Below are 23,577 nucleotides of genomic sequence, written 5' to 3' on the forward strand. Positions count from 1 at the left end.
AATGAATTGTTGGAAGACCATTAATCTTGAAAAGGATTATGGTTATACGAGACTGCTGATTTCAGCCATAAGTCTTGCTATACTTTTTTTCATTATGGCTTTTTTATGTTTTCAACTGACTCATCCTGAAACGAGACTAAGCAGCCACAACGCACCGCTTTTTGCTGTGCTTTTACTTGTGACATTGCTTGTCCACCGTGTGGTTCACTTGATCCCAGTGATGAAAAACAAGAAAAAAATGACGCTATTTAAACGAAATTGCTGGAAGCGTGTGCCAAAGAAAGTAATGCTTTATTCACTTCTCAGTCCATTTTGTTTGATTTCACTGCTTTACTTTGTGTTAGGCGTGGCGTTTCCAATGTATGCACACTATTTTATCATCATCGCAAGTATTCATGCAGGCTATTGTTTGCCTGACTTTTTATTTGCATGGAAACTGCTCAAAGCACCTAAATCCTGCATCATCGATCAAGCCCAAGACGAGTTTGATATTTTAGTTGACCAAACTTCCTCATCATGAGGTTTTTAAAGCCAACTTCTATCTTTTTCATAAAAAATTTGGTAATGTAGTATGGGAATAGCATAGAGAGGGGGGATCTCCGATAGTTTTATTTTACTTCATCGTCTTTGCCGCGTTTATTGTGTATTCAATAAACAGGCTTACTAATACATTATGCCTTGTCAGAGAGATTCCTGAAGAACGGCAAGATAAGGTGTTTCGCTTTATCAATGTATCGATACTGATCTTACTGATCTCATCATTTGTTGAAATTACCATTTCTATTTAAGATCAAAGCAAAAGCTGCCAGTTTGAGGGCAGCTTTTTGTGTATATTGATTGATTAGCAAATCCAAGATGCACCGATAATGATCAATAAGATGAATAACACGACGACTAGTGCAAAACCGCCAGCAAAGACTTCTCCTCCCATGTAAAAACACCTCCTGCCAGTTCTTGCTCTGTTCTAAGCTCAGTGTATGCAAAAAAAATGAAAACGTTTAGGCACCTGTCATCGTTTGAAAAAAGAACCGCCCGCACGCATGGCAGGACGGCTCCTTTCTGTCACAGCGATTTAATTAGTAAATATATGCTGCACCAACGATGATCAGCAAAATGAATAGCACGACCAATAAAGCAAACCCATTAGAATATCCTGCTCCCATATAATTCAGCCTCCTTTTTGTGATCACTATATGTGTATGTCGCGCGCAAATTTTTGACTAGACGAATGCCCTCCCATTTGCATTTCTTTTTACAGCGTGTCACAATATGTTATGATACAAGCAATGATAAATAAATTGGAAAGATTAGGAGTGTTTTTTGAATGAAAAAAATGGCTTTAGCAGCTGTAACAGCAGTTAGTGTTTTAACTCTTGGCGCATGCAGTAGCGGTGATAAAGATGTCATCGCAACAACAAAATCAGGAGATGTCACAAAAGAAGAGCTTTATACAACTCTTAAGAAACAAGCAGGTGGAGATGCTTTAAATCTACTTGTTCAACAAAAGGTTCTTGCTGACAAATACAAAGTATCTGATAAAGAAATTGATAAGAAAATGGAAGAATATAAAAAGACACTTGGTGAAGATCGTTTAAAACAACTTCAAGATGAATTCGGAAAAGATTACATCAAAGATCAAGTGAAATATGAGCTGCTGACTCAAAAGGCTGCCAAAGCTAACATCAAAATCACTGATAAAGAAGTAAAAGCGTATTACGATGACCTAAAAGGGAAAATCCGCGCAAGCCACATTTTAGTAGCTGATAAGAAAACAGCTGACGAAGTGGAAAAGAAATTAGATAAAGGTGAAAAATGGGATGCCGTTGTGTCTGAATATTCAACTGATACCGCTTCAGCAGCACAAGGCGGCGATGTAGGCTGGTTCGCAAAAGAAGGCCAAATGGACGAGAACTTCAGTAAAGCTGCTTTCAAACTAAAAGTGAATGAAATCAGCAAACCAGTGAAATCACAATTCGGCTACCATATCATTAAAAAGACCGAAGAACGCGGTAAATACGATGACATGAAAGCAGACTTGAAAAAAGAACTGCTTAATCAAAAACAAGCAGACACAAATGAAATCCAAACGATCTTAAACAAATTGGTGAAAGATGCCGATGTGAAAGTAAAAGATAAAGAACTTGAAAACACATTCAAAGAAAAGTCTCAACAACCCGCACAAAATCAACAACCTCAACAAAACCAGTAATCACAAAAAACCCCTCTGCCGTGATCGTGCAGAGGGGTTTTTATATGACCTGATTAAGCAATCGAGTCTTCATGTGCCGCCGTATCATGTGATCTTTTCACTTGCTGATCCTGACGTCTACGCTCTCTTTCTTGTTCCATTCGCTCGATAAAAATTTCTCCTTCCTTTTCAATAAAGGATTGATCAATCTCTTGCTCCTCTTTGGCCGTTGTCATTAATTTATACGCACAGAAAATAATGCCAATGATACATGCATACACCCACCATGGAAAAAACAACATTTTTTCATCGCCTCCTTTTTTCAGAACAGCTCTCTCTTCCTTTGTGTTACATGCTTATGCGAAAAGAAGACAAGTTATGAAAAAAACGCCCGCAATAAACGGACGTTTTGACATGGTTATTCGTGATGAAAGGTTGGTTTATAAAATGAACGATTCTCTAGCGCAAAAATACGTTCTGTATATTCTCCTGGCTTCACATGCTCAAGCGCACGATCCATCATATTCATCTTCGCATCTAAATTATCAATATAGTGGAGTATTTCGGCTTCCTTCACCATTGGTGGTTTCGGGCTGCCCCACTCTCCTTTTCCGTGATGACTCAGTACTAAGTGCTGTAAAATCAGAATTTCTTCTGAATCAATGCCAAGCTCTTCTGCAGCTTTCGCAATTTCTGTCACCATAATCGAAATATGACCAATTAAATTCCCTTCCACCGTATAGGTGGTTGAGACTGGGCCCGAAAGCTCTTTGACTTTCCCTAAATCATGAAGAATGATGCCTGAATATAAAAGATCTCGATCTAATGATGGATATAGGTCAACAATTGATTTAGCCAAATGCAGCATGGACACCACGTGATAAGCAAGACCAGAGACAAATTCGTGATGGTTTTTTGTCGCTGCTGGATAGTCAGCGAATTCCTGTCCATATTTTTTCAGCAAATGCCTTGTAACACGCTGTATATTAGGGTTTTTCATATCAAAGATATATTGCATAATCGTATCCATCATATCATGTTTTGGAATAGGAGCTGTTTCGAGAAAATCATCAATTCGAATTTGCTCATTTTCAGCAACAGGGCGTATATTCCTAAGTTTCAGCTGATTCCTCCCGCGATAATGATGAATATCGCCTACTACCTTCACAATGGTTTGCGCGGCATAGGTTTGTTCATCATTCTGCTTTGCATCCCATAGTTTCGCCTCAATATCTCCACTTTGATCTTGAAGAATTAACGTTAAAAATGGTTTGCCATTACTCGCAATCCCTTTAGTAGATGATTTAATTAATAAATGCAGGTCAACTTGTTCGCCGACATCATAGGTCATGATCCCTTTAGCCATTCAATAAAAGCTCCTTCCATGTTTCTGCTCATATAAGTATAACATAAGTCATTATTTGTCAATCATTCAACTGCTAAACTCGTAATCTGTCCATCTTCTGCTGCTTGCTTCATATGCTCATGACAGGTGAAATAAAACAGCTGTGTTTCAAAACGTGTGAGCTCGTTCATCATCTCCAGCACTCTTCCTAGACGAACGTGATCGAAATGAACGAAGCTGTCATCCATCATAAACGGAAGCTGACAATCTTGCTGATGAGACAAAGCGAGCGCAAAACGAATCGCCAGATAGATCTGTTCACACGTTGCCTGTGAAAGCTCCTCTGGACGGAATATTCGTCCATCCATTCTTTTCACCATCAGCAAGTCATCTTCAGGTGAAAATAAAATCGCTTCATAACGATCATTTGTTAACGGTTGAATAAAACTTGAGGCTGTTTGAAGCAATGCAGGCAGCCTTGTTTCTTTATGCTCATTCAATTTTTCTCGTATGACGGAGCGGACAAGCTGAATTGCCGCCCATTTTTTTGCGAGGTGCTTCGCATGCTCCTGCTCTGCGGCAAGCTGATGAGTCAAATCAGACACCGTTCCAGAAGCTTCTATTTGCCGGATTTCCACCGCTAGTTCTGCTAAACGTTTTTCCATATTCTCCGCATTCAATTGAACGTCATGAAGGTGCTGCTTTGCTTCTGCACACTCCTCTTCAAGGAGAGGTAATCCTTTGCGAACAATCCATTCCTCCTCATCAAAACAACCGCTTCTATGAAGCTCTTGATTCAGCTGCTGCAAATGGGAAAGCCGTTCCCGGTATTCTTTAGATAGATGAGAAAGCACTTGGTAATCTTCTTTGGACTCTGCTTCTACTTGACGAAAAAGCTCGTCAGTTTGTTTTTCGTAATATTGAATTTCCCCTTCTAGTGTCGTGAGCTGCTGGATCGCATGTTGAATGGATACGTGCAATGTCTGGCGTTCTTTTTCTCTTCTCGCCTCATCTTTCAATATCTCTTGAAAAGCTGAGATATTCTCCTGAATGGTTCCTTCCTTTTTTTGAAGGATACTGCTTAACGCTGAAACCCTGCGCTCATAAATCGATTGCTGATCGGAAAGCACGCCTATTTCACGATGAAGCTCCTCATATGCCGCTGTATTCATTTTTAATTGTTTTAGGATATGGAAGGCCTCTACTAGGAAAGAAAGCTCAGACGACAAGCCAAGCTGTCTCTTCTTTTCCTCTACTTGCTGCTGGACAGGTTCCAGCTCTAGCTCCCAGTCTTCATATTGCCGAATGATTCTTTCGTACAGAAGCTCCTTCTGCCTCATAAGTGTTTCAGCTGAAGCTGCCTGCACTTGAAATGAATCAAAGGCCCCTTCGCCGCTTCTTTGTTTCATCGGGCTCATTTGACTGAATGGGTAAATGAGAAAGAAGAGAAAAACAGAAAATCCCGCAAACAAGAGCGTGATCCACCACTCTGTTAAAAAGAATAGAACAAGCAGAAGCACCACATCAAATGCGATCAAGCCTCGGAATAACAACGCCCGGGAATGAATCGGTTTCTTTTTCGATCTTGTCCCCTTCGCATCGTCTTCTGCTCCGTGCTGTCTGACTTGCTGTTCCTTTAATCCTTTTAGAGCGGCTTCTGCTTCGTCCAGCTCATGTCTTGCGTGATCAAATCGTTCATCTAACTGCGCTTTTCTATCCATGAGACGAACGTATTGAGTGACAGTCTCCTTTAATTCCCACTCAAATTCAAGCGAATCGTCGATTTGTTCGAACTTTATCGGGTACTCCCACTTTAGCTTTGCTACCGCTTCGTCTATTTTTTGTTTCAATGAATCACGGTTTGCTCGACACTCTGCTATGCGCTTTTTCACAGGCTCAGCATCAGATGCTTCATCTACGACTCGTTTCATCTCCATTATGGTATCCTTGTCATAGAGCGGTTGAACTTGTACAAGTGAGGTTTGCAAATGGGCTAACTTCTGCTTCAGTGCAGTCAATTGAGCCTTTTTCGGGTGAAGGTGTGATTCTAGTTTATCCAGCTCATGCTCTGTTTCTGCTCTAAAACGTTTGACTCGGTCTGGATAGCGGGCTAATTCCTTTTTTAATTCCACTTTTCTCTCGATCATGGGATAAACTTGAATGGATTCAGCCAGTTTCTGAATGTGTTCCTCAGCTTGCTTCATTTCATTTTGAAGCATTTCGATCGTCTCCGTTAATTCAGATTGCTCCCGTTTCTTTTCGGTATAACGGCCTTCTACCAATTTGGCTTGTTTCAGCTGACCTGTCAGCTCTTTTAAACGATCAAGCTGCTGATTTAATTCCGGCTTGCGTCCATTTGGTTTAAACAGCTGCTCCTGCTGCTTTAGCAGCCTGCTATCCATCTTGGTGGCTGCATCCGAGCCAAATAAACTTGAGAAAAGTAGAAATTCGCCTATTTGGTCCTGGTTTAAGGCTTGGACATTTTGCAGTCCAAACACATCAAATGAATAGATTGATTGATATAACCTGCGATCCGTTCCCTTTAAAAGTGTCTGTAGAAAAACTTCGTCTTTCACTTCACCATTCGGTAAAAACACCTGTGCTTGACCACCTCGATCGGACGTTCTTTCAATATGAATAACGCCTAACTCGTCATCTTGGCAAGTGAGGGAACCACCATAAAAAGAACCCTGTTTCGTCTTGTACATCTTGTTTTTCGGAAAACCAAATAACATCGATTCAATAAACGTTTTCAATGTCGTTTTCCCCGATTCATTCAGGCCGTAAACTAGCTGAAAACCGTCATCAGAAAAGTGAAAGGTCCGATTTGAAAATTTCCCGAAATGGGCGATATGGAGTGAACGTATTTTCATTGTGCCTCTCCTTTTCTCATAATTGCTTTAGCTGTTCTGTCAGCAGCCTTTGTGCTTCTTCTTTTATATCCACTTCATCCTCTTTTGTGAGAGCTTTTCCTGATTTTCTATAGGTTGGGTGACGCTTGATCGGTGATAACAGCTCTTCATATGCCTCAAACTGTGAAATTTCAGCAGTGAGTTCCTTCAAAAAAGAATCTTCTAAATAGATCACATCCTCGTTTGTTCGGCAGTCAATCGATATCACCCAAACGAATACCTCTTCATCTTCTTCCTGTTCATGAAGAACGGTCAACAGCTCCTCAAGAACCTCAAGCTGAGTACGCTCAAAGTAAGGAGGAGCATCACCCGTCAATTCAATTTTCACAAAATGAGGGACGCCCTCCTCTTTCAGCTCACTGATTTTGCTATCCACAAGTGTCACAAGATCCGTCATATGAACCGTTTCTGTCATGTCTATTGCAAGTGTCTCAAACATCACATCCGCACAGCTAATAAATTCCGCTGTCTCAGAATCCTCGGAGAGTTGAATAACGTAACAGCCTTTCTCTCCTGTTTCTTTTATATGTCTGCCCTGCATGTTACCAGGGTAAATAATCAACGGGTCTTCATGCAGAAGGGCTCTCTTATGTATATGTCCAAGCGCCCAATAATCGAAATCCCGTGAAAGAAGCTGCTCAAGCTGAAATGGTGCATACGCATCATGCCCTTCTTGTCCGGCTAATGTACCGTGAAGCATCGCAATGTGATAGGCAGCATCTGTCGTTTTGACATAATGAGATGTCATATTTTCATAGACAGCCCGCTCTTTGTAGCTAAACCCATAAATACTTGCAACAAGCTGCCCCCCTCTATAGTAGGATTGCTCATTTGGTGTACTGCTTGAAAAAACGTGCACATTCTCAGGCCACTCAATCGGTGTCCATTCACCGCCTAAATGATCATGATTACCATAAATAATAAAGACGTCAATCCCTTGAGTTTGCAGTCTTAGAAACTGATTTCTTAAAAACAGCTGTGCTTTCAGACTGCGATTTGATTCGTCAAATAAATCTCCGCTCAGCAGCACAAAGTCTACTGATCGAGCAATGGCGAGATCAAACATATTCTTCGCACTTTGAAATGTACTTTCTTTGAGCCGCTTAAATGGTAAGCTAGGGATATTCGACATTCCTGCAAATGGACTGTCTAAATGTAAATCTGCGGCATGAATAAAGGTAAGCTTAGTCAAACGTCTATCTCCTTGTCCGATACTGTCATTGTCCATATTTTATCATGCCATTTTTACGAATGCACGTTCTATCGCTTTCATTCTAAAAAACACATTTTTAAGAGTTAAAAAAGAGGTTTTGTCTTATTCATTGTTTAATTACATAGAAAAGCAGAGGAAAGGGAGATGAGGAATGGAGAAGACATACTTTTTAACTGTATTTGACCGGTCGGGTGAGACCTTATTAAATGAAAAAATCACAACGGATAGTGATGAAAAGGCAAAGGAATTAGGGCGCCATCGCTTAATCGAACAGCAATACACGAAGCATTCCCACCGGCTCGTTGATGATGCAGGCAAGCTTCTTTTATTTGAACGTTAAAAAAACCGGCATTCGCCGGTCTCACATTCGTTTATACGTTCTGAAACACAGGTCGTCTTTTTTCTAAAAAGGCCTGAATGCCTTCCTTATGATCATGACTTTGCCTCAGTCTTGCCTGTGCTGCCCTCTCCTTTTGAAGAACGGCTAGCAGCTCAGGTTCTGACTGCTGAAAATAGATCAGCTTTGTTTCGACAAATGCTTGAAGCGGCATGTTCATAAACGGCTTCACACATACTTTTTGATACGCATCGACTTCATCCTGAAACACCCCGTCTGCAAGGCGCAGTTTTAACGCTTCTTCAGCCGGCAGCTTTTGTCCGCTCCAAATCAATTGTTTCGCGGTTTGTTCACTGACTCTTTTTGTGAGAAAAAAATGCCCTCCGCCATCTGGAATTAATCCTACTCCATTAAAATTCATGGCGAGCTGTGCATCCTGATGCATAAACAAGTAGTCACAGCTTAAAGCAAAGCTAAAAGCAAGGCCTGCCGCTGACCCGTGGACAAGGGCAATCGTCACTTTTTTCATACCGGCTAGAGAAAGTGTAATTCCCTCGATCAAATCCATCACACGATGGAAATCTTCTTCACTTTCCTGCTTAAGCATCATGCCAATATCTCCGCCTGCAGAAAACCCTTTCCCCGCTCCCTTGATCACAACGACTTTTGCACTGCTTTCTTCCGCTGCATCACATGCCTCTTTGAATTCAGCAAACATGTCCACATGAAATGAATTATAAGCATCAGGCCTGTTGAAAACGATTTCAAAAATATCCCCGTTTAACTGACAATTGATATATGTCATCATCCATCCCCCTTTTCTTTTAAACTCATGACTTAATTCCATTTCAACCCGAATAATTCCTTTTCCTCTGCATGAAAAATTTCAAGATCAATTGATACTAAAATAAGCATAATTGTTGAAACAAGAAATATATTTTTATATAGTAAATGAAGAAAGAAATGATTTTGAAAGGGGGAGGATGATTGATAAGGTGTTCCATATTCATATTGGTTAGTTTCATCGTCATGTTTTCTCCTTTTTCAAATGTCGTTTTTGCTCCACAGGCAGAAGCGAGTGCACCTAGTCTTATTTCTCCATCCATCTACGATGAAGAAATTCAAGCTGTGAAGACACCTCCATTTTCAAAAAAACATGCCTCCTCTATTCTGTTAAAGAACAGATTATCACTGGCTGATTCAAAGGTTTTTCTACTCAAGCCTGCTCCATCAGCTGCGTTATCCATTGATCTATGTTTTTTGGAAATGAAGTGTGCGATCCCCATTATGTGTCAATCAAATTACCTCTACTGATTCATTTTATTTCATCCGTATTACTATATGAAAAACACAACCTATCATATTCGGAGGGATAAAATGAATATTAAAGAAAATGATCTTCCTGGGATCGGAAAGAAATTTGAAATTGAAACGAGAAATAGAGAAAAAATGACGATAGTGATTCATGATGATGGCAGACGGGAGATTTATCGTTTTGACGATGATGATCCAGATGAAGTGCTGTCCACCATTTCTCTCGATGATGCTGAATCAAGGCAAATCGCTGCGATTATCGGCGGCATGGTGTATAAACCGCAGGCACTTGAAACCATTGAAATGGCCTTCAATGACTTGATGATTGAATGGTTTAAGGTGGAAAAAGGCGCAAAAGCGGTTGGACATACACTCGGTGATTTAGATGTGCGGCAAAACTATGAAGTCACCGTCATTGCGATCATTAAACATACAAATGAAAAATTACTGAACCCTGGTGCCGATTCGATTATTGAAGCAAATGATACGATGGTCATTTCAGGCGAAAGAAAACACTTAAAGCGATTGATACGTGATTTTCTTTCTAGAGGGGGAGAGTGATGAATGGATCATTTAGTCTTTGAAGTTGGGACGGCGCTGATTCTCATCGCCATCGCCAGCTTAATCGCCAATAAAATGAAATTCTCTATCATCCCTTTTCTCATTGTCCTCGGTATGATCGTTGGGCCGCATGCTCCAACCATCGGGATTATTGATCTAAAATTTATCGAAAGCACCGAAATTATTTCGTTTTTTGGCAGAATGGGCGTCTTGTTCCTTCTTTTCTATCTTGGACTTGAGTTCTCTGTCGGAAAGCTTATTAAATCGGGCAAATCCATTGCTGTCGGCGGATCTATTTATATTTTGATTAACTTCAGCTTAGGACTGCTTTACGGTTTTATCACAGGGTTTGGGTTCCTTGAGGTTCTCATTATGGCAGGAGTTATCACGATTTCATCCAGTGCCATTGTGGCCAAAGTCCTTGTTGATTTGAAACGGACTGCGAACCCTGAAACTGAGTTAATTCTTGGGATCATTATGTTTGAGGATATTTTCCTCGCTGTTTATTTATCCGTCGTATCTGGTCTTGTCCTTGGAGATGCCACAACGGTTAGCGGTGCCTTATTATCCATTTTCATTGCTTTTGGTTATATGATGCTTTTCTTTATCATCGCACGTAAGCTGCCAAAACGATTAAACAAGTTGTTCGATATCCGTTCGAACGAAGTGTTCATCATTGTGATTTTTGCGGCTTTATTCTTTGTCGCTGGTTTCTCAGAGACAATCCATGTAGCAGAGGCCATTGGGGCACTCTTACTTGGTCTTGTTTTCTCAGAAACAGAGCACTCTGACCGCATCGAACATCTTGTGGTTCCATTTAGAGATTTCTTCGGGGCCATGTTCTTCTTCAGCTTCGGTCTCAGCATTGATCCATTTACATTAGATGATGCCTTCTGGCTTGCGATCGGCGCTGTGATTCTCACCTTCATTGGGAACTTCACTGCTGGAATGTTCGCTGGAAGAAGAGCTGGATTTTCTCATAAAGCCTCTTCTAATATTGGATTAACCATCGTATCACGAGGAGAGTTTTCAATCATTGTAGCCGAGCTCGGTATTGCGGGCGGACTTGCCGCTACCTTGAAGCCATTTGCTGCATTGTACGTCTTAATCCTTGCGATTTTAGGACCGCTTGTGACGAAGGAATCTAAGCGAATTTATCAAATTCTGAACAAAATGTTCAAATGGCAAACAGAAAAACCAAAAGTGAAAAAAGAAACGACAATCTAATGAAAAAGGGCCCTATACTTGGGCCCTTTTTATCTCTTATTCAAATTGCTGAAAGGCTGTTTCTTGCTTGACTGACGCTTCTTTCATCCCGCGAATCGTTTGAATCACTTTCTGGTTGCGGTAGATGGATAGTTTTAAATTGGTCGCCGCTGTTCCATGAGAGTGATCAAGATGCGTGAATGTAAAGAAATGATGAGGGCGCTTGTCTTTGAACACAAGCCTGAAGTCTTCTGTCACTTTAAAATGCTCTTCACTTTCCCATTCAATCAAAGGTTCATACGCACTAAACCACGCCGGGATATTCGGAGTGTACCCTGTAGCCAATAGGGCACGATCAGCTGTGATGCTCTTTTCTTTCTTTAGCTGCCACTGCTTTAGGTGCAGCTTCAGGGACTGATTCTCCTCCACCTGAATCGCTTCAAGCTCGGTCATTGGCTGAATCACCACAGATGGCTCTTCACCTGTAACAGACCGATGATACAATTCCTGATAAATACGCGAGAGCGTCGATGTATCTATACCATTTCTTAATCCAGTCAGCCTAGGCAATGTGTTCATTCGTTCTTCATAAGGAAGCGAATGGAAATATTCGACGTACTTCGGTGTAAATAGCTCCTGGCCAAGCTCTGCCGTCTCCAGCTCTCTAAATTCACTAGATCGCGTAAACCACGAAAGCTGCTGTCCTTTCTTTTGATGCTGAAGCAGGTCTAAGAAGATTTCGGCTGCACTCTGCCCAGAGCCAATCACCGTCACCGACTCAGCTTCATGAAGTTCTTCCTGCTGGTCTAAATAACGGCTGCTATGTGTCACATATGGCAGTGCAGCATCAGGCACATCGACAGGAATCATCGGTTTGCTCCCTGTTCCAAGCACGACATGCTTTGCCCGATACTCAGAGAGCGATCCATCCTTCAATCGCCGGACTTTCACAAGATAACCACCTTGGCAGTCCGTCACTTCCTCTACCTTCATCCCAAATTGACAGCTATCTAATTCACCTGCGACCCATGATAAATACTCATTGAATTCTCTTCGCGGAATGTCAAACTGTTCAAATGTATAGAACCGGTGAAGTCTATTTGATTCATGTAAATAATTTAAAAATGTATACCTGCTCCTTGGATTCGCCATCGTCACAAGATCAGCTAAAAAGGAGACTTGTAAATCCGTTCCTTTGATCAGCATACCAGGATGCCAGGCAAACTCGGACTCCTGTTCAAAAAAACAGCATGAAACATCTTCATACTCCTCTAACAAAGCCGCCAAACCTAAATTGGCGGGCCCAATCCCAATTCCGATCACATCAATCATATGTACACCTGCTTTAACTTTTTATCACTTATATACCCTTTTACAAATGAAAAAAACACTGCGTCACCGCAGTGTTTAAACGTGAGGAACAAATAATGACTCAAGAAATTCAATTTTCTCTTCGGTATAGTGTTCATAGCGGTCATTATACGATTTTGGATCTTTTGGATTGGCGTACTGCGTAATTTTTCCTGAACGCGGATCAATGAATTTACTAGCAGCACCGCATCCAATCCCTATAATTGTCTGCACTTCTTCCATAATAATGATATTATACAAACTTTCCTGCCCATCCAATGAATACCCGACATTTTCAAGGTTCCCTAAGATGTTTTTTTGTCTATATAAATAATAGGGATGATAGTCATGTGCTTTCGTCCAAGCGACCGCTTCATCCATCATACGTGTGATTTCTTCTCGGTCTGCTACTTGATATTTGTCCTTATTGCGCGTCATCTCAGAAGCTCTTTTAAAGGAGAGCGTATGCACGGTTAAAGATTCAGGCTTAAGTTCTTCAGTCTGCTGCAAGGAATGCTGGAATTCCTTTAGCCCTTCTCCCGGCAAACCAATAATTAAGTCCATATTAATATTATTCATGCCATACTGTCTTGATAAGTGATACTTTTCAATCGTTTCTTCTACACTATGGTGCCGGCCAATGGCTTTCAGTGTTTCATTCTCATACGATTGTGGATTGATGCTAATCCGGTCAATATGATATTGGTTTAGCACTTCTAGCTTATCAGGCGAAATCGTATCAGGACGCCCTGCTTCGACAGTCACTTCCCGTATATGTTTCACATCAGGGAACGAGCGATACATTTCTTCATACAGCAAATCCATTTCTTCCGCAGTGATACTCGTCGGCGTACCTCCGCCAAAATAAACAGTCGTCACTTTGATACCATGTTCTTTTAGCCAAGTACCGATTTTTTGCATCTCATAATGCAGACCAAACAAAAATGTTCCCACTCTTCCAGCTTGTCCTTTAATCGCATAAGCAGGGAACGTGCAATAAGCGCATTTTGTTGGGCAGAAAGGAATACCAATATAAATACTTACTTCCTGCTGAAGGTCATACAGGTCAGGAATCGCTTGAAGCTGACGGTCGACAATCTCCTGCATCAAATCGATTTTTTCATCATGAATCAAATAATCACGCTTTAGTGCGGCATGCGCACCTTCCTTTGTCATTCCTTCTCTCAGCATCTTATGGAGTAATTTTGTAGGACGTATCCCTGTGAGAATCCCCCACTTTTGCGTCATTCCTGTGTGCTCCTGAAGCAGATGTAAATAAACAGACAGCACTGTGTTTTTGATTTGTTTCCAGCGCTCCTTGTCATTCAAGCCCTCTGGGACGTCTCGCGAAAAACGACTAGTGATGTCTGATCCAGCGATATGGCCAGATGCTTCCACCGTTCCATTTTCTTCTTTCCAGCTAAACACCATGGTTAAGCCATCTTCCAATTCACCTGTATCAAACAGCACTTCACTATCTTCTTCAAATAAATTGGCTATATTGACAAGCGGGCGATGAAATCGTTCATCTGACAGCCCTTTAATTAAAATTCGCATCGTATCACCTTTATCTTCAAACTTGTTTCATTTTACAAAATCTATGTAGGAAAAGCAATGACTGGAACAGTTGAAGGCCCTGCCATTTCTTGATTGACAGGGCCTTCGTCTATATTATCGTTTAATATCGAATTGATGTAAAAATCCTTCTCTTTGCTGCATTCTAAAGTATTCTTTGATCATATAAGCGACTCCCTGTTCATCTTGCGAACGTGTCACCCAATCGGCTTTACGCTTAACAGAATGAGGGGCATTTCCCATCGCAACGCCTAAGCCAGCCAATTCGAGCATTGGGATGTCATCTGTCCCCTGTCCAATGACCACAGTATCTTCTAAAGTCAAACCTAATGCTGAGGTCAAAAGAGAAAGCCCCGCTTCTTTCGATACGCCTTTGCATACAATATTCATTTTCTCATCACTGATCCGAATGAGATCGACAGATGGAAAAGCTTGTTGAATGGTTCGGTGAATTTCAGGCTGAAGCTCTGCGGTTGAATATACTTCAATCACTGGTGTACTGACCGGTTCATCCATCAGCATATCACTTAGCGATTCAACAAATTGAACAGGATAGAAAATTGGATCAGACGGATGAATCAACGTCTTTCCCATCAGCTGTGACTGCGTTTTTTTCCGGTTGCCAATTGAGAATTTTTCATGCAGTAAGCGAACATTACAATCAAAGCTTTCAAGAATTTGCACAAGATTAAAAGTTTTTTCTTCCGTTAATTTCTTCACATGAAGCGGCTCATCGAGTTTATTCGCGATAAATGCACCACTATGCGTCACAAGGGTTGAAGTTGGAATCTTCAACGCCTTGGCAATTTTTTGTGCGGAACGAAAATGCCGGTTGGTGACAAGCGTCACGTAAACCCCTTTTTTCTTCACGTATTCCACAGCTTCTTTTGTAGCGGAATGGATTTTTCCATTGGAACGAAGTAACGTTCCATCTATATTGAGTGCAAGTAGTTTTTTTGACACTGAGGCATCCCCCTTCTTGATGACTGTACTTACGATGAGGATATGCCCTAGCTTGGTGCTTTAGAACATGCAGTTGAAAGAGCCCTGTGTTATGAATCTTTTGTAAATAAAAAAAGCCTACCCCTAGGCTTTTTTTTATGTATGGTTTGGATGCGTCACAATGAGGTGATGAAGCTCCCCATGATCCCCTTATCTTTCACACACCAAAGCATTGCTTATATCAGATCCCCTTATGCTTTGCGTTTCTCCCAGAAGCGCTTCTCTCTCGTTTGGCTAATCGCCTTAAATCCCAAGTGAAACGCACCCAATTGTCCCATGAGAGCGCTCATTTGAAAGCACTTTCAATATAAGTATTATCGCAGAATTTATGAGCTTCGACAACCTTTTTTTGAAAAGTTGGACAGGGAACATGTGAAATAAAAAAAGGGCGAATATCATCGCCCTTTTCATTCATTTTCTTCTGGATTCCCATAAAGCTCTTCAAGAGGCTTCATGATCACTTTATTTAATTCTCCGATGAGAACACTCACACGTTGTTCTGCTTCCATCAACTGAGAGATTTTATCGTGCTGTTGAACAAGTGCCACTGTTTTTTGAGCTTGCTCCACTTCTTCTTGTGTGATCTCTTGACCAGTCATTTGTTTTTGTTGAAGGTTTACTTGAATGTCCCGGAAGTTCTCGAACATTCTTTTAGAGGACTCATCCGCGTTTACCTCATCATAAAGATTTTTTAAAGTTGAATATTCTTCGCTATGACGCAGTGCTTTTTCAAGGTCATATGCAACATCATAAACATTTACAGACATGTTATGTCTCCTTTCTATCCGTTATCACCGATATGATCGGCGGACACCACTCCACTATAACAAACTATGGCTTTCGTTTCACATATATACAATGAATTCATCAAAATTTCTCTAGCTTGTCTTAAAATAGCGTGACAAAGATTGCTTGAATTGCGCCGATTAATCCGCCTAAAAAACCGCCTAAAAACGTGATCATTTTAAGTTCATTGTTGGAAATGCTAACCACAAGCTCCTCCATTTTTTTAAGCGGAAAATGTTCAATCTGCTCACGAATGATATCTTCAAATTTGAGCTTTGCGAGCAGTCCCTCTAAAGCATTCGATGCTGCTTTAATCCCCTTGTCGACAAGCACTGGTGCAAAGTGTGTTTTGAGATCAAGCGCTACTGCACTGACATAATATCCAACTGGCTTGTCTAATATCAGCTTTGTAGAGAAGTGTGAAAGCAATTGCTTTTTCACACTATAAGCAAGCTCCTTCACATTCCATTTTTCATCTAGCTCCTGAAGAGAAAACTGCTTCACCTTGTCCCATTCTTGAACAAGCAAATCTGATAAAAATCTTTTTGTTTCTGCGTTTCTTAAAAATTTGATGATTTCAGGATGTACCCGATCAATTAAGCTTGAATTCCCTAGAAACATTTGAACCATACTGCCAAGCATGCCTCGTTCCTTTAAGAAATCATCAATCATATTGCCAAGCCTTGCTTTACCTTCCTCGCTTTCAAAATAATGAATGCCCCTCTTTAAAATATAATCAGCTGCATCTGGAATTTTTGAAGATATTTTGTTTTCCACATCTAGCGGAAGCAATTCAGATAAAGTTTGCTCATTATATTTTTCAAGCAGTGAATTGAGCTTCTGATCAGACCACTGATGGATCCATTCATCTGCTTTGACGTCAGCCTGTGATACGCCGACTCTTTCAAGTAAAGATAGCACTGTTATCTCCATTTCAGCGCCTTTGTCAATATATCGATGGACTGTATGCAAGATCTCTTGCTTTGCCTCCGATGATTCAAATCGCTTTTGAATTCCTTCTGGCGTGAGCAAATGCTCCATAACCATGACACCAACCTGCTTGGCTACTTCGTCTCTTCTTTTAGGAATGAGCCCTGGTGTAAAAGGAAGCTGTTTCCCGAATAAGTAATACGGCTTATAAGGGCGAAAAAGCATTTTAATTGCAAGATGGTTTGTCGCTGCTCCTATGACTGCGCCTATAACAATCATAAAGACAAACGTTGTGAATATATTCAAAGTCGTCATCTACCTTTCAAACAACACCCGATGTTTATTGGTTTAATCTATACGTATTATAGTTGTTGTCAAGTCCCCAAGCAAATGAAGCATGTTGCTAGACATATGATCAATCGATCTGTCGTAATGATAAAGGAGCGCAATCTTTATGTAAAATCATGAAAAAGTGTTTTTGTGCTGGTAAAAAAAGAAGTTGAAAAGAAGGTGTTTTTTAATGACATCAACATTAGGTATTGTGACCCTTTCTTCAAAGTATGAAGAGGCATTCACTCGTGGGTTAGCCAAAGCTGCCCCTTCTTATGGTTTAAAGGTTGTTCGTTTTACACCATTTGATTTAAAGCCGGCTTCAAATTTGATACAAGGTCAAACTTATACGAATGGTCAAGGATTTGCCGCAGCAGAATTTGAGATTCCTGACTTGATTTACGATCGATGCCTTTACAAGCATGACGCACAATCTAAAAAAGCAAAACCAATCATGGAATGGCTGAAAAAGTATCCGAAAACAGATTTTTTGAATACAGGTATTTCAAATAAAATGATGCTATTCGAGCAGCTCCGTCTCCTCCCTTCTTTACAGCCATATTTACCTGTCTGCTCATTATTAAAAGAGCCATCAGAACTTCTCAACATGGTAAGGAAAGACGGTTATTGTAAAATGCAGCCGCTCTCTCAACAGCATGCAGCATCTACTTACTTCATTTTCTTAAAAGACAACACTTTCACTGTTCAGCTAAGTCCCGAGCAAGTCATCACATTTTCGCGTCCATCAGATATAGAGCGCTGGTGCAAAAAGTACGTAGGCCGATATTTCCTTCAATTTTTTCAGACGAGTGATCAAAAAGACTTTTTATTCAATGAAATAAGGATTTTCCTTATGAAAGATTCACAAAATCAATGGAATCGCATAGGGATTCACACAAAATCACCTACAGAAAATAGTCATTTAAACATTACACAAAAATCAGCTCCCATGATAGGCTTTGATCAATATCTAAACACATTGCAGCCGCACATCAAAGAGCTTCTTTTAGATGATATTGCATCCATTCAAGCATCTCTCCCAGCATATATAGATAAAACCTTCTCCCCTTGCTTTGAATTCGCTGTAGACTTACTCCATACAAGTGAAGGCAGGCTTTTCATATCAAATATAAGATCAAAGCCAGGGCGATCCGCTTTTTTAAAAGCTTATCCTGACAAGGAAGATCAATTGATTCGTACCATTCTTGCACATGCTCAATCGATGACGTCTCAACCGAAGGAGGTTTCTTATGAACAAAAATCGCTTCTTCATCGCCCCTCATCTCACAAGTGAAAAAACAGTTCATCTTCCCGCCCATTTTAAACAGCAGGATGCGATTCTATTCTCTTGCTTTAGGATCCCGTTTAGTAGATGACTTCACCGTTTCCTATCATCAACATCCAAACAAAATTTTATTATCAGAAAATCTATATAGAAATTTACTAATTCCTTATCAATCAAAAGCTGATGTGATCGCCGTTGATCATACACTGTTTATAGGGCCGCTGCTTGGCATTTTCACAGCAGGTTTTGGGCAAAGCACGCAGCCACTAGGAACGAGATCAGACTTTTTTATCAAACTGCTGCACTCTTTCAGGCAGCATGCTGGATTTGCCTACCTTTTTGGTACACATTCTATTGATTGGGATAAAGGAATAGTAGAAGGATTGTTGTACCAACAGCAAACATGGGTTAAAAAACAGATGCCCCTGCCGTCAGTCATTTACGACCGTCTTCCAAATAGAAAGGCTGCTCAGTCGGCATTCATTCAAGAAACAAAGCGTAAACTCACACAAGACTATGATATTCCTTGGTTCAACCCTTATTTTTTCAATAAATGGGATATTCATGAACAACTGTTAACAGATGAAAAAACATGTCCTTTTCTTCCACATTCCATACAATTGGATCCGGTGGACGCTCTAAATAAAATAGAAACACTCCTCCATCTACATCAGGTCATATTCGTAAAACCATCGAACGGAAGTCACGGCGACGGTATTTATCAATTAAAGAAGACGGCTCATGGAATCACTGTATGCTCAAATCACGGAAGCGCTGTTCCATATGACTCAATAGAGCATTTCGTGACCAAGCTCCGGAAAGATCACGCAATTCAAGACTTTATGGCTCAACAAGGCATTGCACTTCTTCAAATAGACAATCAACCAATGGATTTCAGAGTTCATACGAATAAAAATAAGTACGGCCATTGGACAGTCACGGCAGCAGCAGCAAAAGTCTCTGGCAATCACACAGTAACGACTCACCATTTACATGGTGGCTTAGTAAAAACACTTTATGATGTTTTTCCAGAAAAGAAGAAGCGTTTGAAAACTTTAGAGCAGCTTTCTTATACTGCCATCACGCTTAGTCAGGTGATAGATGAAAAAATGTCCGGCCATATTGGTGAAATCGGTTTTGATTTAGGCATCGATCAGACAGGAGCTATCTGGATGTTTGAAGCCAATTCTCGCCCTGGCCGCGAGATTTTCCAGCATGTTTCATTGCGAAACTCAGAAAGGCTGATTGGGAAAAGAATCATGGATTATGCATCTTATCTTTCACGAACGACCTCAACAACTACAGACCACACGAACGTCTACTAACTGTTTTTCGTTTTAAATTGATGGTGTTATGAAATCTATGCTTTTCCTATGCTCTTTTCATCAGATGAGATACAATAAAATCAAGTTCAAGGTTGTTTCCGTATTGTCGTGTTTATTTATTGTTTCATCAATAAAAGCAAGGAGGCAATGATGATATGATTTCTCATTTTCAATGGAAACCTCTCTTTAAGAAAGCACAGTTGCCAGGCTGGAAAATATCCTTTTTTCACAATGGTGCGCACTACGAAGGCATCTACCACAAAACAGGTGATATTGAATGGGGCTCTCAGCTTCCGCCTCATGAAGTCGAACCAACCTTAAAAGAAGAAATCCACGAATTAATGCTATTCCATGTCTATGATTAAACTGTTTAAGGAGCTTCGCCATGTTAGAAAAATTAAAGCTTGTTTACGGAGAGCATATCATCAGCTCACCTACAAATGATCATCAAATTCTTTGGTATCAAACAGACGAAGGCGAATTATTTGGAGTAGACAAATCAGAGCTTACAGCGAGAGAAACACTTCTTCTCAATACTTTCCTTACACCAATTGATCTTTCTCATACAAAGCAGACTGAGGATGAACAAAAATGGTACAGCTATCTTTTTGATAACAAACCACTAACCCTTCAGCACCCCGTCCGTGTATATTATTTTAAAATGTCCCATCAAGCAGAACAAAGGCAGCAAATAAAAGAGGCTGTGGTTCACAGCCTCGAACATACTCATTTCATTTGGACAGGCGCTGATACAGCGATGCTGATTCAAACAAACGCTACATCAGAAAATGGTCAATTAGATCTGCTAAACGATTTGTCTCTAGCCATTACAAGTGACTTTTTAACAGACTCAGTCTTTTTACAAGGACAGCTCCATTTGCCAAATGAACATTTACAGAAGAAATTGTTAAATGAACAGCAGCTTTTCTTGGACCATGTGCAGCGAGGCAAGCTTAGATCAGGGATTTCCACATTTTATGAATGTCTGCCATCACTCATACTTTATGATGAATCCGCGCTCTCTCATGCTATTTCAGATGCTTTTAAAGAGGCGGTCTTTGATCGGGACGTTTACCGCACCCTCATGACCTATATGCAATGTAACTTAAATGCATCCAAGGCAGCAAAAGCTTTATATGTTCACAGAAACAGCCTTCAATATCGAATCGATAAATTTATTGAGCGCACAGGAATCGATATACGGCATTTTCCAGAAGCATCTGCTGTTTATTTTATGATGAATCTTCTCGACCTTTCATAACAATCAATGACATGAGCATCCTGCCCAAAAGTGAAAATGAGATGTTGTGCACGTTGTCCATTTACAGACGCTTCCCCATTTTATACACTTTATTTACAAGTAAAGCGCTTTCAATAAGAGGATGGGGAGGTTATCATCTATGGCTGAAATGATGCTCAATCAAATTTATAAAGTGTATGATAACAAGGTAACAGCAGTAGACAACTTTAATCTACATATAGAAGATAAAGAATTTATTGTGTTTGTTGGTCCATCTGGGTGCGGAAAATCAACAACCCTTCGCATGATTGCAGGACTTGAAGAGATTTCACAAGGGGATTTTCTGTTAGACGGAAAACGGATGAATGATGTAGCACCAAAAGACCGGGATATCGCAATGGTTTTCCAAAACTATGCTTTGTACCCTCACATGAATGTATACGATAATATGGCTTTTGGATTAAAGCTGCGGAAGTTCCCGAAATCAGAAATTGATGAGCGGGTTCGAAATGCTGCGAAAATATTGGGGCTTGAGCAATATTTAGACAGAAAACCAAAAGCTCTGTCTGGCGGTCAAAGACAACGCGTTGCACTTGGGAGAGCAATTGTGCGTGATGCAAAGGTCTTTCTTTTGGATGAGCCGCTTTCTAATTTAGATGCAAAACTTCGCGTTCAGATGCGTGCTGAAATATCTAAGCTTCATCAGCGTCTGCAAACGACATTTATCTATGTCACACATGATCAGACTGAAGCTATGACAATGGCTACTCGCCTTGTTGTGATGAAAGATGGCTTTATTCAGCAGGTTGGAGCGCCGAAGGATGTATATGAAAATCCAGAGAATGTATTTGTAGGCGGATTCATTGGCTCTCCTGCGATGAATTTTTTCACAGGAAAACTCTCTGACGGTGCTATTGCAGTTGGAAAAACGCATATTCGTGTACCAGAAGGAAAGATGAAGGTATTACGCAGCCAAGGTTATATCGGAAAAGATATCATCCTTGGTATCAGACCAGAAGATTTTCATGATGAACCCGTGTTTATAGAGGCATCTGAGGGCACAAAGATCGATGCCAGTGTAGAAGTTGCTGAATTAATGGGAGCAGAAACGATGCTTTACTCTTCTCTCGATGGTCAGTCTTTTATTGCACGTGTTGATTCTCGTACTGATGTTCAGGCTGGACAGTCTATCCCTCTTGCCATCGATATGAACAAAGCCCACTTCTTTGACTCGGATACGGAGCTCCGCATTCGCTCTGCTGATTAAAGAGATCTATGCAGCACCATCACTCATGATTGAGTGATGGTTTTTTTGCATGTTGAACAACATTTACCATGTTCTTTTCTCGTATGTTTTTTTCAGAAATCACCATAATACTTAGTACAAAGCAGTTACTGCATTGGGTTTCGCCAAGTGGCAAATGACTTGCTCATTTCGCTGGTGCGATTCCAGCAAACCCAACCAAAAACCAAATCATATACAAAAAGGAGATTCACATCATGGCAAATTCTAATAGTTCAAATCAATTACTAGTTCCTGGAGCAGAGCAAGCAATCGACCAAATGAAGTACGAAATCGCTTCTGAATTCGGTGTAAACCTTGGTGCAGAAACAACATCTCGCGCTAACGGATCAGTTGGTGGAGAAATCACTAAGCGTCTTGTATCTTACGCTCAACAACACATGGGTGGAACACAAGCTTAATTTCATATTTGGATCATAGAAGGCACCTCTCTTAAGGTGTCTTCTTTTTTTATTTTTATCCCTCACCAATCTCCTTTCCAGCTCATATCATGTAGTAGAAAGGAGCGGATCTTCATGGACATTATTTCCGGTATGAACTTTGAACTTCTACAATTTGTAGGGATCTCTCTATTATGTGAATATGCTCATAGTATTCGGTCCTTTCACCTTTATAAAAAAAGCATCACATAAAAGTTGTACCATTTTGTGTTCTTTTCACTTATAGTATGTAGTGGAGGGATCGAACAGATGAAAATAGCTCTTTTCGGTGCTCATGGACGTGTAGGACAAGCATTTCTTCGTTTCGTTCAAGTAGATGATCGTTACATAGTTCGTTCATTGATTCGGACAAACCGAGAAGAAATGCTTGCGGGTATGTTTCAAGTCACCGGCAATTCAAGAAATCGAGAAGATGTGCTTGAGACGATCAAAGGAGCAGATATTGTTGTGAGCTGTCTATCAACAGATGGTGATGATACATTATCTGTTTCAATGGAGCATATCGTACAAGCCATGAAGCAATCAAATACTTCAAGAATTATTACAATTGGTACGGCAGGTATTTTAAAGGCAAGGCAGCAGCCGGAGCTTTACCGTTTTGAAACAAATGAATCAAGGCGGACTACTTCCCGAGCAGCTAAAGAGCATGCCAAAGCGTTTGAAATCCTTCAATCGACTGATCTAGATTGGACCATTATTTGTCCAACCTATTTACCAGATGGAGAAGTGACACGGTCATATCGCTATGAGAAAGATTTTCTCCCTATAGATGGAAAGAAAATTTCAGTTGAAGATACCGCACACTTTTTATATCAGCAGTTAAATTCGAAGGAATTTGTACATCAACGCGTCGGCATTGCCTACTGATGATGCAGCTCGTGTAAACGATATAACTAGTAAAGGTCGAGGTCAAAAACGAATCCTCGACTTTTTAT

Annotated in this window: 25 protein-coding genes; 13 read left to right on the forward strand and 12 right to left on the reverse strand. The window is 40.5% G+C overall.

The features are described from left to right. Position 1: 1 nt before the first annotated feature. Both C6347_RS08880 and C6347_RS19435 read left to right on the forward strand, forming a co-directional pair. The gene (locus C6347_RS08880) at positions 2-520 is read left to right on the forward strand and encodes a DUF3267 domain-containing protein (protein ID WP_060595916.1); all 519 of its coding nucleotides are present in this window, start codon (positions 2-4) and stop codon (positions 518-520) included. An 82-nt stretch (positions 521-602) separates the two neighbouring features. Further along, the gene (locus C6347_RS19435; protein ID WP_072368131.1) at positions 603-788 is read left to right on the forward strand and encodes a hypothetical protein; all 186 of its coding nucleotides are present in this window, start codon (positions 603-605) and stop codon (positions 786-788) included. Between the two features lie 53 nt (positions 789-841). Here C6347_RS19435 and C6347_RS08890 read toward each other — a convergent pair whose 3' ends face one another. Both C6347_RS08890 and C6347_RS08895 read right to left on the reverse strand, forming a co-directional pair. After that, positions 842-931, reverse strand: a complete 90-nt coding sequence (locus C6347_RS08890) for a YjcZ family sporulation protein (RefSeq protein WP_017360317.1) — start codon at positions 929-931, stop codon at positions 842-844. 145 nt (positions 932-1,076) lie between these two features. Continuing rightward, positions 1,077-1,163, reverse strand: coding sequence for a YjcZ family sporulation protein (locus C6347_RS08895; RefSeq protein WP_106071587.1), 87 nt, complete (start codon positions 1,161-1,163; stop codon positions 1,077-1,079). Between the two features lie 161 nt (positions 1,164-1,324). Between C6347_RS08895 and C6347_RS08900 the strand changes: the two genes are divergently transcribed. Continuing rightward, on the forward strand, positions 1,325-2,209 hold the full coding sequence (locus C6347_RS08900) for a peptidylprolyl isomerase (protein ID WP_003211354.1): 885 nt from the start codon (positions 1,325-1,327) through the stop codon (positions 2,207-2,209). A gap of 53 nt (positions 2,210-2,262) precedes the next feature. Here the strand turns inward: C6347_RS08900 and C6347_RS08905 are convergent, their stop codons facing one another. From C6347_RS08905 to C6347_RS08920, 4 genes are all read right to left on the reverse strand, one after another. Further along, positions 2,263-2,490, reverse strand: a complete 228-nt coding sequence (locus C6347_RS08905) for a sporulation YhaL family protein (RefSeq protein WP_034663596.1) — start codon at positions 2,488-2,490, stop codon at positions 2,263-2,265. 116 nt (positions 2,491-2,606) lie between these two features. Then, positions 2,607-3,554: a 3'-5' exoribonuclease YhaM gene (gene yhaM, locus C6347_RS08910; RefSeq protein ID WP_034663598.1), complete on the reverse strand. Its 948-nt coding sequence runs from the start codon at positions 3,552-3,554 to the stop codon at positions 2,607-2,609. Between the two features lie 62 nt (positions 3,555-3,616). Then, a complete protein-coding gene (locus C6347_RS08915) occupies positions 3,617-6,406 on the reverse strand; it encodes an ATP-binding protein (RefSeq protein WP_106071588.1) in 2,790 nt (929 codons plus the stop codon). A 16-nt stretch (positions 6,407-6,422) separates the two neighbouring features. After that, the gene (locus tag C6347_RS08920) at positions 6,423-7,637 is read right to left on the reverse strand and encodes a metallophosphoesterase family protein (protein ID WP_060595911.1); all 1,215 of its coding nucleotides are present in this window, start codon (positions 7,635-7,637) and stop codon (positions 6,423-6,425) included. 172 nt (positions 7,638-7,809) lie between these two features. Here C6347_RS08920 and C6347_RS08925 point away from each other — a divergent pair, with 172 nt between their 5' ends. Next, positions 7,810-7,998 (forward strand): YhzD family protein, encoded by a 189-nt coding sequence (locus C6347_RS08925; protein ID WP_034663606.1) that lies wholly within the window; start codon positions 7,810-7,812, stop codon positions 7,996-7,998. A gap of 31 nt (positions 7,999-8,029) precedes the next feature. Here the strand turns inward: C6347_RS08925 and C6347_RS08930 are convergent, their stop codons facing one another. Next, entirely contained in the window at positions 8,030-8,803 is a 774-nt protein-coding gene (locus tag C6347_RS08930; RefSeq protein ID WP_081311426.1) for an enoyl-CoA hydratase, read from the reverse strand. A gap of 569 nt (positions 8,804-9,372) precedes the next feature. Here C6347_RS08930 and C6347_RS08940 point away from each other — a divergent pair. Both C6347_RS08940 and C6347_RS08945 read left to right on the forward strand, forming a co-directional pair. Next, a complete protein-coding gene (locus C6347_RS08940) occupies positions 9,373-9,870 on the forward strand; it encodes a cation:proton antiporter regulatory subunit (RefSeq protein ID WP_034663613.1) in 498 nt (165 codons plus the stop codon). 3 nt (positions 9,871-9,873) lie between these two features. After that, on the forward strand, positions 9,874-11,097 hold the full coding sequence (locus C6347_RS08945) for a cation:proton antiporter (protein WP_106071589.1): 1,224 nt from the start codon (positions 9,874-9,876) through the stop codon (positions 11,095-11,097). A 36-nt stretch (positions 11,098-11,133) separates the two neighbouring features. Here the strand turns inward: C6347_RS08945 and C6347_RS08950 are convergent, their stop codons facing one another. The 5 genes from C6347_RS08950 to C6347_RS08970 form a co-directional block, all read right to left on the reverse strand. Next, positions 11,134-12,408, reverse strand: a complete 1,275-nt coding sequence (locus C6347_RS08950) for a lysine N(6)-hydroxylase/L-ornithine N(5)-oxygenase family protein (protein WP_106071590.1) — start codon at positions 12,406-12,408, stop codon at positions 11,134-11,136. A 75-nt stretch (positions 12,409-12,483) separates the two neighbouring features. Then, positions 12,484-13,983 (reverse strand): coproporphyrinogen III oxidase, encoded by a 1,500-nt coding sequence (locus C6347_RS08955; RefSeq protein WP_060595900.1) that lies wholly within the window; start codon positions 13,981-13,983, stop codon positions 12,484-12,486. A gap of 114 nt (positions 13,984-14,097) precedes the next feature. Next, complete coding sequence (locus tag C6347_RS08960; protein WP_060595898.1) at positions 14,098-14,964, reverse strand: Cof-type HAD-IIB family hydrolase; 867 nt, start codon at positions 14,962-14,964, stop codon at positions 14,098-14,100. A gap of 446 nt (positions 14,965-15,410) precedes the next feature. Beyond that, positions 15,411-15,770, reverse strand: coding sequence for a YlbF/YmcA family competence regulator (locus C6347_RS08965; protein WP_034663625.1), 360 nt, complete (start codon positions 15,768-15,770; stop codon positions 15,411-15,413). Between the two features lie 121 nt (positions 15,771-15,891). After that, positions 15,892-17,025, reverse strand: coding sequence for a DUF445 domain-containing protein (locus tag C6347_RS08970; RefSeq protein ID WP_106071591.1), 1,134 nt, complete (start codon positions 17,023-17,025; stop codon positions 15,892-15,894). A 214-nt stretch (positions 17,026-17,239) separates the two neighbouring features. Here C6347_RS08970 and C6347_RS08975 point away from each other — a divergent pair, with 214 nt between their 5' ends. The 7 genes from C6347_RS08975 (at position 17,240) to C6347_RS09005 (ending at position 23,509) form a co-directional block, all read left to right on the forward strand. Continuing rightward, the gene (locus tag C6347_RS08975; protein WP_106071592.1) at positions 17,240-18,343 is read left to right on the forward strand and encodes a YheC/YheD family protein; all 1,104 of its coding nucleotides are present in this window, start codon (positions 17,240-17,242) and stop codon (positions 18,341-18,343) included. 38 nt (positions 18,344-18,381) lie between these two features. After that, positions 18,382-19,659, forward strand: coding sequence for a YheC/YheD family endospore coat-associated protein (locus tag C6347_RS08980; protein ID WP_258182061.1), 1,278 nt, complete (start codon positions 18,382-18,384; stop codon positions 19,657-19,659). Between the two features lie 155 nt (positions 19,660-19,814). Further along, positions 19,815-20,024 carry a YheE family protein gene (locus C6347_RS08985; protein WP_003211787.1) on the forward strand — a complete coding sequence of 70 codons (210 nt, stop codon included), beginning with the start codon at positions 19,815-19,817 and terminating at the stop codon, positions 20,022-20,024. A gap of 20 nt (positions 20,025-20,044) precedes the next feature. Continuing rightward, on the forward strand, positions 20,045-20,920 hold the full coding sequence (locus tag C6347_RS08990; RefSeq protein WP_106071593.1) for a helix-turn-helix domain-containing protein: 876 nt from the start codon (positions 20,045-20,047) through the stop codon (positions 20,918-20,920). Between the two features lie 139 nt (positions 20,921-21,059). Then, complete coding sequence (locus tag C6347_RS08995) at positions 21,060-22,166, forward strand: ABC transporter ATP-binding protein (RefSeq protein ID WP_060595888.1); 1,107 nt, start codon at positions 21,060-21,062, stop codon at positions 22,164-22,166. A gap of 233 nt (positions 22,167-22,399) precedes the next feature. Next, positions 22,400-22,603: an alpha/beta-type small acid-soluble spore protein gene (locus C6347_RS09000; protein WP_034663637.1), complete on the forward strand. Its 204-nt coding sequence runs from the start codon at positions 22,400-22,402 to the stop codon at positions 22,601-22,603. Between the two features lie 288 nt (positions 22,604-22,891). Next, on the forward strand, positions 22,892-23,509 hold the full coding sequence (locus tag C6347_RS09005) for an NAD(P)-dependent oxidoreductase (protein ID WP_060595886.1): 618 nt from the start codon (positions 22,892-22,894) through the stop codon (positions 23,507-23,509). The last annotated feature ends 68 nt before the right edge of the window (positions 23,510-23,577 follow it).

Source organism: Bacillus sp. NMTD17 (assembly GCF_002998735.1).
Lineage (GTDB): Bacteria > Bacillota > Bacilli > Bacillales > Bacillaceae > Bacillus.

Coding starts and splice junctions, on each gene's coding strand:
- C6347_RS08880 (WP_060595916.1), top strand. CDS start 2: ATGAATTGTTGGAAGACCATTAATCTTGAAAAGGATTATGGTTATACG.
- C6347_RS08890 (WP_017360317.1), bottom strand. CDS start 931: ATGGGAGGAGAAGTCTTTGCTGGCGGTTTTGCACTAGTCGTCGTGTTA.
- C6347_RS08895 (WP_106071587.1), bottom strand. CDS start 1,163: ATGGGAGCAGGATATTCTAATGGGTTTGCTTTATTGGTCGTGCTATTC.
- C6347_RS08900 (WP_003211354.1), top strand. CDS start 1,325: ATGAAAAAAATGGCTTTAGCAGCTGTAACAGCAGTTAGTGTTTTAACT.
- C6347_RS08905 (WP_034663596.1), bottom strand. CDS start 2,490: ATGTTGTTTTTTCCATGGTGGGTGTATGCATGTATCATTGGCATTATT.
- yhaM (WP_034663598.1), bottom strand. CDS start 3,554: ATGGCTAAAGGGATCATGACCTATGATGTCGGCGAACAAGTTGACCTG.
- C6347_RS08915 (WP_106071588.1), bottom strand. CDS start 6,406: ATGAAAATACGTTCACTCCATATCGCCCATTTCGGGAAATTTTCAAAT.
- C6347_RS08925 (WP_034663606.1), top strand. CDS start 7,810: ATGGAGAAGACATACTTTTTAACTGTATTTGACCGGTCGGGTGAGACC.
- C6347_RS08930 (WP_081311426.1), bottom strand. CDS start 8,803: ATGATGACATATATCAATTGTCAGTTAAACGGGGATATTTTTGAAATC.
- C6347_RS08940 (WP_034663613.1), top strand. CDS start 9,373: ATGAATATTAAAGAAAATGATCTTCCTGGGATCGGAAAGAAATTTGAA.
- C6347_RS08945 (WP_106071589.1), top strand. CDS start 9,874: ATGGATCATTTAGTCTTTGAAGTTGGGACGGCGCTGATTCTCATCGCC.
- C6347_RS08950 (WP_106071590.1), bottom strand. CDS start 12,408: ATGATTGATGTGATCGGAATTGGGATTGGGCCCGCCAATTTAGGTTTG.
- C6347_RS08955 (WP_060595900.1), bottom strand. CDS start 13,983: ATGCGAATTTTAATTAAAGGGCTGTCAGATGAACGATTTCATCGCCCG.
- C6347_RS08965 (WP_034663625.1), bottom strand. CDS start 15,770: ATGTCTGTAAATGTTTATGATGTTGCATATGACCTTGAAAAAGCACTG.
- C6347_RS08975 (WP_106071592.1), top strand. CDS start 17,240: ATGACATCAACATTAGGTATTGTGACCCTTTCTTCAAAGTATGAAGAG.
- C6347_RS08980 (WP_258182061.1), top strand. CDS start 18,382: ATGCGATTCTATTCTCTTGCTTTAGGATCCCGTTTAGTAGATGACTTC.
- C6347_RS08985 (WP_003211787.1), top strand. CDS start 19,815: ATGATTTCTCATTTTCAATGGAAACCTCTCTTTAAGAAAGCACAGTTG.
- C6347_RS08990 (WP_106071593.1), top strand. CDS start 20,045: ATGTTAGAAAAATTAAAGCTTGTTTACGGAGAGCATATCATCAGCTCA.
- C6347_RS08995 (WP_060595888.1), top strand. CDS start 21,060: ATGGCTGAAATGATGCTCAATCAAATTTATAAAGTGTATGATAACAAG.
- C6347_RS09000 (WP_034663637.1), top strand. CDS start 22,400: ATGGCAAATTCTAATAGTTCAAATCAATTACTAGTTCCTGGAGCAGAG.
- C6347_RS09005 (WP_060595886.1), top strand. CDS start 22,892: ATGAAAATAGCTCTTTTCGGTGCTCATGGACGTGTAGGACAAGCATTT.